This window comes from Mesorhizobium sp. M6A.T.Cr.TU.017.01.1.1, from assembly GCF_004023115.1.
Lineage (GTDB): Bacteria > Pseudomonadota > Alphaproteobacteria > Rhizobiales > Rhizobiaceae > Mesorhizobium > Mesorhizobium mediterraneum.
Window position 1 is genome coordinate 26,391 of sequence record NZ_RZTA01000014.1, and the last position, 12,647, is coordinate 39,037.

At 61.3% G+C, this 12,647-nt stretch carries 13 protein-coding genes; 10 read left to right on the forward strand and 3 right to left on the reverse strand.

Annotated elements, in window-relative coordinates; translation table 11 throughout:
- Positions 1 to 9 precede the first annotated feature (9 nt).
- Together EOB36_RS06815 and EOB36_RS06820 are read right to left on the reverse strand one after the other, a co-directional pair.
- Positions 10 to 528: a prepilin peptidase gene (locus EOB36_RS06815; protein ID WP_128284548.1), complete on the reverse strand. Its 519-nt coding sequence runs from the start codon at positions 526 to 528 to the stop codon at positions 10 to 12.
- 148 nt (positions 529 to 676) lie between these two features.
- The gene (locus tag EOB36_RS06820) at positions 677 to 847 is read right to left on the reverse strand and encodes a Flp family type IVb pilin (RefSeq protein ID WP_126103734.1); all 171 of its coding nucleotides are present in this window, start codon (positions 845 to 847) and stop codon (positions 677 to 679) included.
- A gap of 354 nt (positions 848 to 1,201) precedes the next feature.
- On the opposite strand from EOB36_RS06820, the gene EOB36_RS06825 reads away from it, so the two are divergent.
- The 3 genes from EOB36_RS06825 (at position 1,202) to EOB36_RS06835 (ending at position 2,997) form a co-directional block, all read left to right on the forward strand.
- Entirely contained in the window at positions 1,202 to 1,624 is a 423-nt protein-coding gene (locus EOB36_RS06825) for a pilus assembly protein N-terminal domain-containing protein (protein WP_126103735.1), read from the forward strand.
- Between the two features lie 154 nt (positions 1,625 to 1,778).
- Positions 1,779 to 2,339 (forward strand): TadE/TadG family type IV pilus assembly protein, encoded by a 561-nt coding sequence (locus EOB36_RS06830; protein ID WP_126103736.1) that lies wholly within the window; start codon positions 1,779 to 1,781, stop codon positions 2,337 to 2,339.
- A gap of 37 nt (positions 2,340 to 2,376) precedes the next feature.
- On the forward strand, positions 2,377 to 2,997 hold the full coding sequence (locus EOB36_RS06835) for a TadE/TadG family type IV pilus assembly protein (protein ID WP_126107252.1): 621 nt from the start codon (positions 2,377 to 2,379) through the stop codon (positions 2,995 to 2,997).
- Between the two features lie 119 nt (positions 2,998 to 3,116).
- Here EOB36_RS06835 and EOB36_RS06840 read toward each other — a convergent pair whose 3' ends face one another.
- Positions 3,117 to 4,040 (reverse strand): phosphate/phosphite/phosphonate ABC transporter substrate-binding protein, encoded by a 924-nt coding sequence (locus tag EOB36_RS06840; RefSeq protein WP_126103737.1) that lies wholly within the window; start codon positions 4,038 to 4,040, stop codon positions 3,117 to 3,119.
- 153 nt (positions 4,041 to 4,193) lie between these two features.
- Here EOB36_RS06840 and EOB36_RS06845 point away from each other — a divergent pair, with 153 nt between their 5' ends.
- The 7 genes from EOB36_RS06845 (at position 4,194) to recF (ending at position 12,625) form a co-directional block, all read left to right on the forward strand.
- Complete coding sequence (locus EOB36_RS06845) at positions 4,194 to 5,432, forward strand: phosphopentomutase (protein ID WP_095487912.1); 1,239 nt, start codon at positions 4,194 to 4,196, stop codon at positions 5,430 to 5,432.
- Positions 5,425 to 6,333, forward strand: a complete 909-nt coding sequence (gene mutM / locus EOB36_RS06850) for a bifunctional DNA-formamidopyrimidine glycosylase/DNA-(apurinic or apyrimidinic site) lyase (protein ID WP_095487910.1) — start codon at positions 5,425 to 5,427, stop codon at positions 6,331 to 6,333. Before EOB36_RS06845 ends, mutM begins: the two co-directional genes overlap by 8 nt.
- 69 nt (positions 6,334 to 6,402) lie before the next feature.
- Positions 6,403 to 7,176: an enoyl-CoA hydratase gene (locus EOB36_RS06855; RefSeq protein ID WP_095487908.1), complete on the forward strand. Its 774-nt coding sequence runs from the start codon at positions 6,403 to 6,405 to the stop codon at positions 7,174 to 7,176.
- A gap of 182 nt (positions 7,177 to 7,358) precedes the next feature.
- Positions 7,359 to 7,625, forward strand: coding sequence for a 30S ribosomal protein S20 (rpsT, locus tag EOB36_RS06860; RefSeq protein ID WP_095487906.1), 267 nt, complete (start codon positions 7,359 to 7,361; stop codon positions 7,623 to 7,625).
- Between the two features lie 920 nt (positions 7,626 to 8,545).
- Positions 8,546 to 10,018 carry a chromosomal replication initiator protein DnaA gene (gene dnaA / locus EOB36_RS06865; RefSeq protein ID WP_245458111.1) on the forward strand — a complete coding sequence of 491 codons (1,473 nt, stop codon included), beginning with the start codon at positions 8,546 to 8,548 and terminating at the stop codon, positions 10,016 to 10,018.
- A gap of 290 nt (positions 10,019 to 10,308) precedes the next feature.
- Positions 10,309 to 11,427 (forward strand): DNA polymerase III subunit beta, encoded by a 1,119-nt coding sequence (gene dnaN, locus EOB36_RS06870; protein WP_126103739.1) that lies wholly within the window; start codon positions 10,309 to 10,311, stop codon positions 11,425 to 11,427.
- 25 nt (positions 11,428 to 11,452) lie between these two features.
- The gene (gene recF / locus EOB36_RS06875) at positions 11,453 to 12,625 is read left to right on the forward strand and encodes a DNA replication/repair protein RecF (RefSeq protein ID WP_126103740.1); all 1,173 of its coding nucleotides are present in this window, start codon (positions 11,453 to 11,455) and stop codon (positions 12,623 to 12,625) included.
- The last annotated feature ends 22 nt before the right edge of the window (positions 12,626 to 12,647 follow it).

Here is a 12,647-nt window from a genome sequence, read left to right on the forward strand (position 1 = left end):
GCGAGAGAATTAGGCTGCCAGCCTTGCGAGTGCCCACGCCATCAACGGCGAATTTGGAAAGGTGAGCAGCCCGCCAATGCCGAGCGCTATGCCATAGGGCACGCCGGTCGTCTCGTCGGCGAAGTGGCGCAAAAACGGATTGTGACTTGTAACGGCTGCAAGCGGCGATTTCCGGTAGGCGAGGATGGCGAGCGTCAGCAGGCCACCGATGAATGCCGAGCCCACGAGATATTCGACGAGATGGATGCTCAGCCCCATCCAGAGGGCCGTGGCGGCCAGCAGCTTGGCGTCTCCGCCTCCCATGCCGCCGAGCGCGAACAGACCGAACGTCACGGCGAGGACAAGGCCGCCGGAGGCGAAATGCAAGCCATAGGTTGCCCAGTCCATGCCCGTCAGCGGTGCGACCAGAGCGAAAACAGCCACGAGCAGCACCGGCACGCGATTGGCGATCGTCATCGACAGCATGTCGGAGATCGCGGCGAAAAGCATGCAGAACGGAAAGACAACGAAGATCAAGGCTTCAATCATCAGCGCAGCGCCCATGGTACCTGGCCCAGCCTAGACGTGTTCGATTAACGATTGATGAGGCCGGGAATTCAAAATCGCCTGACACAACGAATAAGGGCCGCCAAACGAGGCGGCCCTTGATCCGAAAAAGCGACTAACGTCGCTATTATCAGGCGCCGTTCAGCGTCGAGGAGATATCCTTGAACTTCTGGTTGATGCTATTGCCCAGTTGACCGGCGCCGACCATGATAGCGAGTGCGATGAGGGCGGCGATCAGACCATATTCGATGGCGGTCGCGCCGGATTCGTCCTTCACAAAACGTGCAATGAGATTAGACATTCGAGAGCTCCTACTCCAGATGTTACAGCAATTCCGTCAACTTCTCTTGGTGGCTGATCGGATGCTGCCAATCTATGGAGAAGCTCTTTCGATCGGCTTAATAAACAGCCTTACCGATTCCTTTCCCGCTTCGAAGGCATTGCGTGGTTAACCGTAAACTAAGTGACGCTCGCGAACCCGACAAACACCCCAAAGGCCGTGAAAGCCGCAATTTGGCGATTTGAGAAAGGGGCGGCGCGCTCCAGGCGATCATGATTCCGATCCCGACATCACCACGGCTTCCATCCGCTTAACCGTTGGTTCACCAATCTCGTTCATGTTCCGTTGAGCAGTTCGCCGCCGTGGAGCGCTTCAATGACCGGGCCGAGATCGTCCTTTCCGATTGCCGCGCTTCTTGCCACCACGGCCTTCGTCGTGCCGGCCAATGCGGGCGGCGGCATCGAGGTTACGATGAACCAGGCGAAGATCGTCAAATTGTCGCGCGCCGCCGATACGATCGTCGTCGGCAATCCGGCGATCGCCGATGCCTCCGTGCAGGATGCTTCGACGATCGTGCTGACGGGCAAGGGCTTTGGCGTCACCAACCTCGTCGTCCTCGATCAAGAGGGCAGTCCGATCGTCGACGAGCAGATCACTGTCGTGCGACAGGACGCGTCGTCGGTGCGCATCTATCGACGTGCCGAAATACAGACCATGTCCTGCACGCCGTATTGCGAAAGCTCGTACAAGAGCGATGCGGAGAAAGCCTCGGAAGCCGAGATGAGCGCCGGCCAATAAGCAACTGGGCTATTCTCGTCTCACTGAAATGCCGCTTTGGTTATCGGCCGCTTAAAACCTTTCCGTCGAATTTAACGATCATCCAAACCGCGCCTCAATGGGTTTCCGCTAATGTTTCCTCCGACACCCCCATCAGGATCGGCGAAGACGGGACATGAGCAAAGCAGGACGAGCGAGCTTTTCCGCGCGATTCCTTGGTGACCGGCGCGGCAGCACGGCCATCGAATTCGCGATGCTTGCGGTGCCGTTTGCGCTCCTCGTCTTTGCCATCCTGGAGAGTTGCATTTCATTTGCCGGGCAGGAGGTGATGGCCAACATCACCGACGACGTCGCGCGCCAGTTACGGACAGGGCAGCTAAAGAGGGCCGACGTGACCGAGGCCACGCTGAAGGCCATGATCTGCAGCCGGCTGGAGATCATGGTCGCCAAGGACTGCCCCGGATTGCTGGTGGACCTGCGCGAATTCCCAACCTTCGCCGACGCGGCAACCGCGGGCTTCAAGATCACAACAGCTGGCGACATCGAGCTGACCGGCACGAAAATAACGACCTTTACGGTAGACCCGGGCCTAGCTGCATCGAAGAACATGCTGCGGGTTTTTTACAAATGGCCGGTCATGACCGATTTCATGGCTAAATCGATGGCCAATCTGGACGGCGGCAAGACGCTGCATTTCACATCGGTGACCTGGCAGAACGAGCCGTTCGACGACTGAACCGAGCCATTGCGTGAGTGGGGAAAAGGACGAGGGCATGGGGCGTGCGGGGGCACATATGGGAATCACTGGGATCTGCACGAAAGCCATCCGGTTCTGCTGCGATCGCCGCGGTGTCGCGGCCGTTGAGTTTGCCTTCATCGTGCCTGTCCTGCTGATCATGTACTTCATGACCATGGAAGCCTCGCAAGCCATCGAGACCAGCAAGAAGGTCAGCCGCATAGGCAGCATGGTGGCGGATCTGGTCACCCAGCAGGAGATAATCTCCGCCGCCGATCTCGATGCGATCATGAAGATCGGCAACTCCACCCTTCAGCCCTACAACCGCTCGACCCCGAAGATCGTCATCACCGCGATAAAGGTCACCAACGAAACGCCGCCGAAGGTGCAGGTCGTGTGGTCACGCAAGATGGTTGGCGATGCCTTCAGCGCCGACGCCGCCAAGGACTCCGTCACCACGATTCCAAAAACGCTTGAGATCAAGGACACCTTCCTCATTCGCGTCGAAAGCGATCTTGCATACGAGCCGATCATCACCTGGTCGGCGGACAGCGAAAAGCGACTTGGATTGAGCTCGGCCTTCAACAAGATATCGATGGGGGAAACATATTATCTCAGGCCCCGCAGGAGCCTGACGATTCCTTGCGCCACCTGCTGAAACAACCGCGGGCAGAGCGGCGGACTCTCAAATCGAGCCGCACCGCCGCTCCATTTTTTGAACTCGGATTGACACAGAACCGGTCTTCTTTTTTTGCTCCGATGCTCCGACGCCGGTTGCTATTGCTGTCGATGGTTGCCTGACATCAGGCGCACGATCGCCGCGGCCATTGCGTAGTCATCCGGGCTGGCGACGGCGAAGCCGCCGGAATGTTTCCATTCCAGAAGATCGTAGACATCCGGCGACATCGATCTGAGATTGATGAGGAACACGGTGAGCCGCCGTTTGGCTTCGGGGTCGAGATCGCTGCGGACGGCATGGGGACCATATCGCAGCACGCCGGACGTCCACACGACCCGAAGTGCTGCTTTCGAAATCCCTGCCATTTCCAGCCTGGCCACCGTGCCGCCCGGAACATCCGGCTGGCCATCGGCCATCGCCGGCATCCAGCCGAACAGGGCATCGGCCTCACCACCGACCAGCATCATTTCAGCCGCCGCAGCCGAACTGGCGTGCGTCAGAAATGGTGCGTCCTCGGCAACCTTGACGCCTTCGGCGGCCAGCCCGGCAAGTGGCAAGAGAGAACCGCCGACGCTGTCCGGGGGCGCCATGGCGACCCGATGTGCTTCCATCGCGGCCAGATCCGGGACCTTGCCGTCCCGCGTCAGCAAGACGGAGCGGATGCCGACCGCGCCGTCGGAATCGACAGGCGCCACAAGAGGCTCGACGCATTCGCAACGTTCGGATGCGGTGGCGTAGGCGGTCGCCGAATAGACCGCATATTCGATCTGGGCATTGGCCTGCGCCTCGATCAGCGCCGCGTAGTCGCGGGCAACGACAAACTCCACCCTCATGCCGAGCGCCTTGGTGTAGGCATCCGTCAACAGCTCAAGACCTGGAACGGTGTTGCCGGCGCCGGGCTCGGCAACGATGCCGACACGAAACGTGCCGATGTCGTCCCGCCAATCGGCGCGCGCCGGGTTTGACCAGGATGCGCCCAGCATCGTCATGATGGCTACGGAGGCCTTCAAGGCATGCCTCATGTGAGTCCCCGCTCGCCTTTCATCGGTCCATGCCTATGCCGGCATTTCGCGGCATCTCAACTATCGCGCCAAGCCGTCTGGTTCCGAATTGCCAATGGCGCCGCGGAACCCTATGTCTGGGCGGACGGACAGACAATAGTAATGAACCCTGCAATGGCGCGCGCCTTCCTTTTCGTTCTCGATTCCTTCGGCATCGGCGGCGCGGCCGACGCCGAGCGCTATGGCGACGCCGGTTCCAACACGTTCGGACACATCGCCAGAGCCTGCGCGGAAGGCCGGGCGGATCGCGAGGGGCTGCGCAAAGGACCGCTTTTCATACCCAATATGCTCTCGCTCGGTCTGGGTCACGCGGCAAAAACCGCGACAGGATTCAGCATCGAAAGCGGCGGCAAGGCCCATCTCGCCTCCGCCTTCCATGGCGCGGCGCAGGAGATTTCAAGCGGCAAGGACACGCCGTCGGGCCATTGGGAAATCGCCGCCTTGCCAGTCCGGTTCGACTGGGGCTATTTTCCGAACACGGTTCCCGCCTTTCCAGCCGAGCTGACCGAAGCAATCATCCGCGAAGGAGAGGTGCCGGGCGTTCTCGGAAATTGCCATGCCCCGGGCACGGAGATCATCGAACGGTTCGGCGAGGAGCATATCCGCACCGGCAAGCCGATCTGCTACACTTCGGTCGACTCCGTTCTGCAGATCGCCGCGCATGAAGTTCACTTCGGCCTGGAACGGCTCTACGAATTCTGCAAGGTGGTGCGCAGGCTGGTCGATCCGCTGAACATCGGACGGGTGATCGCGCGACCTTTCATTGGGGAAACCGCCGCCAGCTTCGAACGGACGCACAACCGCCGGGACTATTCGGTGCCGCCGCCCGAACCAACCCTGCTCGACCGGCTGACGGCGCGCGGCAGCCGGGTCATCGCGGTCGGCAAGATCGGCGATATCTTCGCCCATCGCGGCATTTCGGAAGTGCGCAAGGCCGCCGGCAACATGGCGATGTTCGACAAGGCGCTCGGCGCGATGGATGACGCGGGCGACGGCGATCTCGTCTTCGCCAATTTCGTCGACTTCGACACCGAGTTCGGCCATCGGCGCGACGTTGCCGGCTATGCCGCCGCGCTCGAGGCGTTCGACCGGCGGCTGCCGGAGGCGCTTGCGCGGCTGAGGCACGGCGATCTTCTCATCCTCACGGCCGACCATGGCAACGATCCCACCTGGCACGGCACCGATCATACGCGCGAACGCATTCCGGTGATCGGCACGGGACCAGGTTTTGGCGGCGACATTGGGCTCAGAACGACGTTCGCCGACATCGGTGAAACGGTCGCCGAGCATCTTGGGCTGGCACGCGGCCGCCACGGCACCTCCTTTTATGCAACGATAGGCGGCCATGCCTGAATTGCCTGAGGTCGAAACGGTCCGGCGTGGCCTGCAGGCGGTCCTGGAAGGCGCCCGCATCGCACGCGTCGAGGCACGCCGGCCCGACCTGCGCTTTCCGTTTCCTGAAAAATTCTCGGAGAGGCTGACCGGCAAGACGATTACGGCACTCGGTCGCCGGGCCAAATACCTGACGATGTATCTGGCAGGCGGCCCGGTGCTGATCTGCCATCTCGGCATGTCTGGTTCGTTCCGCATCGAAATGTCCGATGACAGCGAAATGCCCGATAACAGCGAAATGTTGGGCGCGTTTTATCACGAGCGCTCGAAAAACGCGGTGCACGACCATGTCGTCTTCCATGTCGTCTCGCCCAAAGGCGTCCGGTCGCGCGTGACCTTCAACGACCCGCGTCGTTTCGGCTTCATGCTGTTTTCGGAAGGGGCGCCCGACACGCATCCGATGCTGGCGGGGCTGGGCGTCGAGCCGACAGGCAATGCGTTGGACGGCGGGCTTCTCGCCTCGCTGCTGAAAGGCCGGAAGTCGCCGCTGAAGGCGGCACTTCTCGATCAGCGGCTGATCGCCGGGCTCGGCAATATCTATGTGTCGGAAGCCCTGTGGCGCGCCAGCCTGTCGCCGTTGCGCGAGTCGGGCACCATCGCAAAGCCTGGAAAGAAGGCCAGACAGCAGAGCGACGCCTTGGCCGAAGCAATCCGCGCGGTGATCGCCGATGCAATCGCCGCCGGCGGATCGTCGCTGCGCGACTATGTGCAGACCGACGGGTCCCTGGGCTATTTCCAGCATTCCTTCGCGGTCTACGATCGCGAGGGCGAACCCTGCTCAAAGCACGGCTGCGGCGGCCACATAGAGCGCGTCGTGCAAAGCGGGCGTTCCACCTTCTATTGCCGGACCTGTCAGATGTGAGCAAGCCTGGACGCCATGTGTGAGTTGGACGCCAGATGTAGATAGATGACCGAGCGAGGAGATACAGTCATGACCTATGAAACGATCATCGTGGAAACCCGCGGCAAGGTCGGGCTGATCACGCTGAACCGGCCGAAGGCGCTCAATGCGCTGAACTCCCAAATCCTGGCGGAAGTGGTCGCGGCCGTGAACGGCTTCTGCGCGAATGCCGACATCGGCGCGATGGTCATCACCGGTTCCGAAAAGGCCTTCGCGGCAGGTGCGGACATCAAGGAGATGCAGGCGATCTCCTTTGCCGACGCCTATGTGCAGGATTTCTTTGTCGGCTGGGAAGAGTTCACCCGGGCGCGCAAGCCTGTTATCGCGGCAGTGGCCGGCTATGCGCTCGGCGGCGGCTGCGAACTGGCGATGATGTGCGACTTCATCATCGCCGCCGACAACGCCAAGTTCGGCCAGCCCGAGATCACGCTCGGCGTCATGCCGGGAATGGGCGGATCACAGCGCCTAACCCGCTTCGTCGGCAAGTCGAAGGCGATGGACATGTGCCTGACCGGACGGATGATGGATGCCGCGGAGGCCGAGCGTTGCGGCCTGGTGTCGCGCGTCGTGCCTGCCGACGAGCTGATCGAGGAGGCGTTGAAGGCGGCGGCCAAGATAGCCGATTTTTCGCTGCCCTCGGTGATGATGGCGAAAGAGGCCGTCAACCGCGCCTATGAAACGACACTGGCCGAAGGGCTGCGGTTCGAGCGCCGGCTTTTTCACTCCCTGTTTGCGCTCGACGACCAGAAGGAAGGCATGGCCGCCTTTACCGAGAAGCGGAAGCCGAATTTCACGAACCGGTAGATCGTGACGACGGCGGCGGGATGCGAGCGACAACAGCGGCCAAAAAGAAGGCGAAGCAGCGTTGACGCGCCGGAAAAGCTGAACTATAAGCCGCACCAACCGAGGCGGCCCTGTGGCTGCCCGTTTGTTTTTTGCGCCCTGCGGCATCCCGCATGCGCCCACCAGATCAGAAGAGAGGCATCATGGCCAATACCTCCTCGGCCAAAAAGGCAACGCGCAAGATCGCCCGTCGCACGGCGATGAACAAGAACCGCCGCTCGCGCGTGCGGACCTATATCCGCCAGGTCGAGGAGGCGCTCGCCTCGGGCGACAAGGCCGCCGCGCAGGCTGCTTTCAAAGTGGCGGAGCCGGAATTGATGCGCGCCGCGACCAAGGGCGTGGTGCACAAGAACACGGCATCCCGTAAGGTGTCGCGCCTGGCCCAGCGGCTCAAGGTGCTGTCGGCCTGATATACCTTTCCAGAACTGATCTTCTTTAAACCCGGCCGCTCGCGCCGGGTTTTTTCGTTTGCCGGCAAGTACTTAAAAAGAATGCTCGCAAACCACACCTCCGCGCGAACTTCAATGTTCGAAATGCTTTGCCGGCATATACATGCCTGCTGATATTCAAGGCCGCTGAAAGCGTCCGCGACGAAAATATCGGCTGTCAAAAACTACCCTTACTTTTCAATAACTTACGGACGGTCCATCCACAGCTTGTTCACATCGCGTGCGGGGGATGGGGGACAATTGCCTGTCAAGAAAATTATTTCAGAAAATTTCGCGCGGCGTGGCCTTTTTCATATTCGCCGGAAAAGGGTTTGAATCACAATGGCTTTGTCAAAATACGCCCGTGCAACACAGGGTTCGAACCCGTCTGCGGTAACCACATTCCTTAAAAATCCGTTAGTCGTGGCCTTGCCCTATCCACAACGATTTCGTTAATGTCGGTCTATCGAGAGGGACGGGCCTGTTGGCCCTTAACCCAGCCTGAATCGGCCAGCAAAAAAGTGGCGGAATTCATGACGTGGATCATTTCCGCGTCGGGTTTGGTTTGTCTTTTTCGATACGGTAGGGGATTGGCGTAACTGTATATGGCAGGTCATGACGCGCCGGCGTTTTCGCCGGACGGCATTGTATTGCCCTGACATGACCAAACGGGCTGGCTCTGAGGAGTCGGCGCCGGTCCCCTGACAACGAGGCGACATCATCTGCCGGCGGCGGCGGTAGTGTCGCAGCGAAGACACGGTCGCCGGAAACATGGATGCAGGAGGCGTATCCCCGGCGGAAAAAGGTACAAAAGGACAAGGAACTCGATCATGCAGAGCGGCATCGAAAGGGAGCTTACGGGCGACCTCCCATTCCCTGGAACCTTAACCGGAGGGGACACTATGTCGGCTTCCAACGATGCGGAACAGAAGTTCGACCGGGTCAAGGCTCAGTTGAAGGCGCGTCTGGGAACCGAAGTCTATTCGAGCTGGTTCGGGCGCATGAAGGTCGCCGAAGCATCCCGGGGCATTGTCCGCATCTCCGTGCCGACTGCCTTCCTGCGCTCGTGGATCAACGGCCACTACCTCGACCTCATCGCCGAGCTGTGGAAACACGAGGATCCCGAAATCCTCAAGATCGAGATCGTCGTGCGCACCGCTACCCGCCCGGGGCGCAATGGCGTCGAGCCCGAACTGGCCCCGGCGCGCAAGATGACAAGGCAATCGCAAACGGCGCTGGCCTCTGGAACAGCGGGCCCCGGCAGGGTGGAGCGGGTGCCGGCACCTCGCTCGGGAATGCCTGCAGAGACCGAGTTCAGGCACAATGTGCTCGGTTCGCCGCTTGACCCGCGCTATACGTTCGGCTCCTTCATCGAGGGACCGTCGAACCGGGTGGCCTTCGCCGCCGCCAAGGCGGTGGCGGAATCGCAGTCGAGCGCGGTGCGCTTCAATCCGCTCTTTCTTCACGCGACGGTGGGGCTGGGCAAGACGCACCTGTTGCAGGCGATCGCGGCGGAATCGCTGAAGCAGAATCCAAAGTCGCGCGTCGTCTATCTCACGGCCGAATATTTCATGTGGCGGTTCGCCACCGCGATCCGCGACAACAATGCGCTGACGCTGAAGGAGCAGCTGCGCGACATCGACCTCCTCATCATCGACGACATGCAGTTCCTGCAAGGCAAGTCGATCCAGCATGAATTCTGCCATCTGATCAACATGCTGCTCGACAGCGCCAAGCAGGTGGTGGTTGCCGCCGACCGGCCGCCGTCGGAACTGGAATCGCTGGAGCCCCGCGTCCGCTCGCGCCTCAACGGCGGCGTCGCGCTCGAAATGTCGGCGCCGGATTTCGCCATGCGCATCGGCATGCTCAAGCTGCGCCTTGCCACCGCAAAGGCTGACGATGCATCGCTCGACATCTCGGAGGAGATCCTCAACCATGTCGCCCGCACTGTGACCGGCAGCGGACGCGAACTCGAAGGCGCGTTCAACCAGCTTCTGTTCCGCCAGTCGTTCGAACCGCAGATCACCATCGACCGCATCGACGAGATCCTCGGCCACATCTATCGTTCGGGCGAGCCGAAGCGGGTGCGCATCGAGGACATCCAGCGCATCGTCGCGCGCCATTACAATGTTTCGAAGACAGAACTTCTGTCCAACCGGCGCACGCGTACGATCGTCAAGCCGCGGCAGGTCGCCATGTACCTGTCGAAGGTGATGACACCGCGCTCCTTGCCGGAGATCGGACGGCGTTTCGGTGGCCGCGACCACACGACGGTGCTGCATGCCGTGCGCAAGATCGAGGATCTTTCAGGCGTCGACAACACGCTGGCGCAGGAGCTCGAACTGCTGAGAAGACTGATCAACGATCAAGCCTGACCGGCCCGAAAACAAAGCGTGTCGCGTGGCTGCGACGCGCTTGAAATCTACGTTTTTATGCATGTCGTTGCCTCAAAACCGCTGCGCACTTTTGGGCGACAAGCATTGGCTTGCGGGCTTCGCCAGCTTTATCCCCAGAAAGCCTGCGTAACCGGCTCGAACCGGTGGCGTGGGCTTGCGCTTGCGGGGTTTTTCCTATCAGTTTATGCAGATTCTGAGCCTGTTCAGACCTTTCGCGGGGCACCGCTTGCCGGAGACCCGCTCATTCATTCAAGCGAGCCTGTTTCGTCATGCGTGTTATCTTGGAACGGTCAAATCTCCTGAAGTCGCTCAATCACGTTCATCGCGTGGTCGAGCGGCGCAACACCATACCGATTCTGTCGAATGTGCTGCTGAGCGCCGAAGGCGCCACCCTTGAGATGAAGGCGACCGACCTCGATCTGGAGGTGACCGAAGCCACGCCTGCCAAGGTCGAGCGCGGCGGAGCGACGACGGTTCCCGCGCATCTGCTCTACGACATCGTGCGCAAGCTCGCCGACGGCGCGGAGGTCATGCTGAAGACCGACGAAGACGGCAACGCCATGACGGTGACCTCGGGCCGCTCGAGCTTCCGTCTCCAATGCCTGCCGCAATCCGATTTCCCGGAGCTTTCGGCCGGATCGTTCTCGCATATCTTCCGGCTCGATTCGGTTGCGCTCAGGGGCCTGATCGAGAAGACCCAATTCGCCATCTCCACCGAAGAGACGCGTTACTACCTGAACGGCATCTATCTGCACACGCATGATACCGACGGCAAGCTGAAGCTGCGCTCGGTAGCGACCGACGGACATCGACTGGCGCGCGCCGAGATCGACGCGCCGGCAGGGTCCGAGGGCATGCCGGGCATCATCATTCCGCGCAAGACGGTCAGCGAGCTGCAAAAGCTTGTCGATGACCCTGATATCGCCGTGACCACCGAATTGTCCGACACCAAGATCCGCTTCACCATCGGCAGTGTGGTTTTGACATCGAAGCTGATCGACGGCACCTTCCCGGACTATCAGCGGGTCATCCCCACCGGCAACGACAAGAAGCTGATCATCGACCGTCAGAGTTTCGCCGCCGCCGTCGACCGCGTCTCGACCATCTCCTCCGAGCGCGGCCGCGCGGTGAAGCTTTCGATTGGAGAAGGCCAGGTCACGCTTGCGGTCAACAATCCGGATTCAGGCAGCGCCACCGAAGAACTGGCTGCGGATTATTCGTCCGACGCGATCGAAATCGGCTTCAATGCCAAATATCTGCTCGACGTCGCAGCCCAGTTGACCGGCACTGAGGCAAAATTCATGCTGGCGGACGCCGGTTCGCCAACGCTGATCCACGACATGGCCGACGAAACCACGCTCTACGTGCTGATGCCGATGCGGGTATAGGCCCGAAAGAAGCCATCTTGCTGTCATGACCGGAGTTGCGAAGCAGTCTGCGCACGACCAGCAGACTCATATAAGTAAGCTATCGCTTACGAATTTCCGCAACTACGCAACGCTGTCGATCGACATCGACCCCGGCGCCGTGATTTTTTCCGGTGACAATGGCGCCGGCAAAACCAATCTGCTGGAAGCGATTTCCCTGCTGACACCGGGGCGTGGCCTACGCCGCGCACCTTATGCCGATGTGGCACGCGAAGGCGGCGACGGCGGCTTTGCCCTCCATGCCCGGCTCGATGGGCCGGACGGCCCGGTCGAGATCGGCACCGGCATTGCAGGCGGCGACGCCGCCGGCGAGGGCGGCCGGCGGGTGCGGATCAATGGCGCGGCAGCGCGCTCGGCGGAGGACATGCTGGAATGGCTGCGCGTCGTCTGGCTGACACCGGCGATGGATGCATTGTTCACCGGGCCGGCTGCAGACCGCCGGCGCTTTCTCGACCGTCAGGTGCTGGCGATCGATCCCGGCCACGGCCAGCGCGCGCTCGACTACGAAAAAGCGATGCGCGGCCGCAATCGGCTGCTCGCCGAAGGCTCGCGTGACGGCGCCTGGTTCGACGCGATCGAGACGCAAATGGCCGAAACCGGTGTGGCGATTGCCGCGGCGCGTGCCGAACTGGTGCGCCTGCTTGCCGCGATGATCGACAGGCTGCCAAGCGCGGGTCCCTTTCCGCAAGCCGATATCGGCCTGTCGGGCGCGTTGGAAAGCGAAGTCGGAACCACCGCGGCTGTCGATGTCGAGGAGCGGTTCCGCCGCGCCCTTGCCGAAGGCCGCGATCGCGACCGCGCCGCCGGGCGCACGCTAGACGGCCCGCACCGTTCGGATCTCGTGGTGAGGCACCGGCCCAAGGCGATGCCGGCCGAACTCTGTTCGACCGGCGAGCAGAAGGCGCTGCTGGTCGGCATGGTCCTGTCGCATGCCCGGCTGACCGGCGAGATGTCGGGCATGACGCCGATCCTGCTGCTCGACGAGATCGCCGCCCATCTCGACGCAGGCCGGCGCGCCGCGCTGTTCTCGATCCTCGAAGAGCTGAACTGCCAGGCCTTCATGACCGGGACCGATGCGGCGCTGTTTTCCAGTCTTAAGGGACGCGCGCAGTTCCTGACCGTCGATCACGGCACGGTTGGGCCAACCAAAGACGCCTGACAAGATTTCTCGGCAGCTATAT

Excerpts from the sequence above, each read along its gene's own strand:
- mutM (WP_095487910.1), top strand. The coding sequence starts at position 5,425 with ATGCCTGAATTGCCTGAGGTCGAAACGGTCCGGCGTGGCCTGCAGGCG.
- EOB36_RS06830 (WP_126103736.1), top strand. The coding sequence starts at position 1,779 with ATGAGCAAAGCAGGACGAGCGAGCTTTTCCGCGCGATTCCTTGGTGAC.
- dnaN (WP_126103739.1), top strand. The coding sequence starts at position 10,309 with ATGCGTGTTATCTTGGAACGGTCAAATCTCCTGAAGTCGCTCAATCAC.
- EOB36_RS06845 (WP_095487912.1), top strand. The coding sequence starts at position 4,194 with ATGGCGCGCGCCTTCCTTTTCGTTCTCGATTCCTTCGGCATCGGCGGC.
- recF (WP_126103740.1), top strand. The coding sequence starts at position 11,453 with ATGACCGGAGTTGCGAAGCAGTCTGCGCACGACCAGCAGACTCATATA.
- rpsT (WP_095487906.1), top strand. The coding sequence starts at position 7,359 with ATGGCCAATACCTCCTCGGCCAAAAAGGCAACGCGCAAGATCGCCCGT.
- EOB36_RS06815 (WP_128284548.1), bottom strand. The coding sequence starts at position 528 with ATGATTGAAGCCTTGATCTTCGTTGTCTTTCCGTTCTGCATGCTTTTC.
- EOB36_RS06825 (WP_126103735.1), top strand. The coding sequence starts at position 1,202 with ATGACCGGGCCGAGATCGTCCTTTCCGATTGCCGCGCTTCTTGCCACC.
- EOB36_RS06840 (WP_126103737.1), bottom strand. The coding sequence starts at position 4,040 with ATGAGGCATGCCTTGAAGGCCTCCGTAGCCATCATGACGATGCTGGGC.
- EOB36_RS06835 (WP_126107252.1), top strand. The coding sequence starts at position 2,377 with ATGGGGCGTGCGGGGGCACATATGGGAATCACTGGGATCTGCACGAAA.
- EOB36_RS06855 (WP_095487908.1), top strand. The coding sequence starts at position 6,403 with ATGACCTATGAAACGATCATCGTGGAAACCCGCGGCAAGGTCGGGCTG.
- EOB36_RS06820 (WP_126103734.1), bottom strand. The coding sequence starts at position 847 with ATGTCTAATCTCATTGCACGTTTTGTGAAGGACGAATCCGGCGCGACC.
- dnaA (WP_245458111.1), top strand. The coding sequence starts at position 8,546 with ATGTCGGCTTCCAACGATGCGGAACAGAAGTTCGACCGGGTCAAGGCT.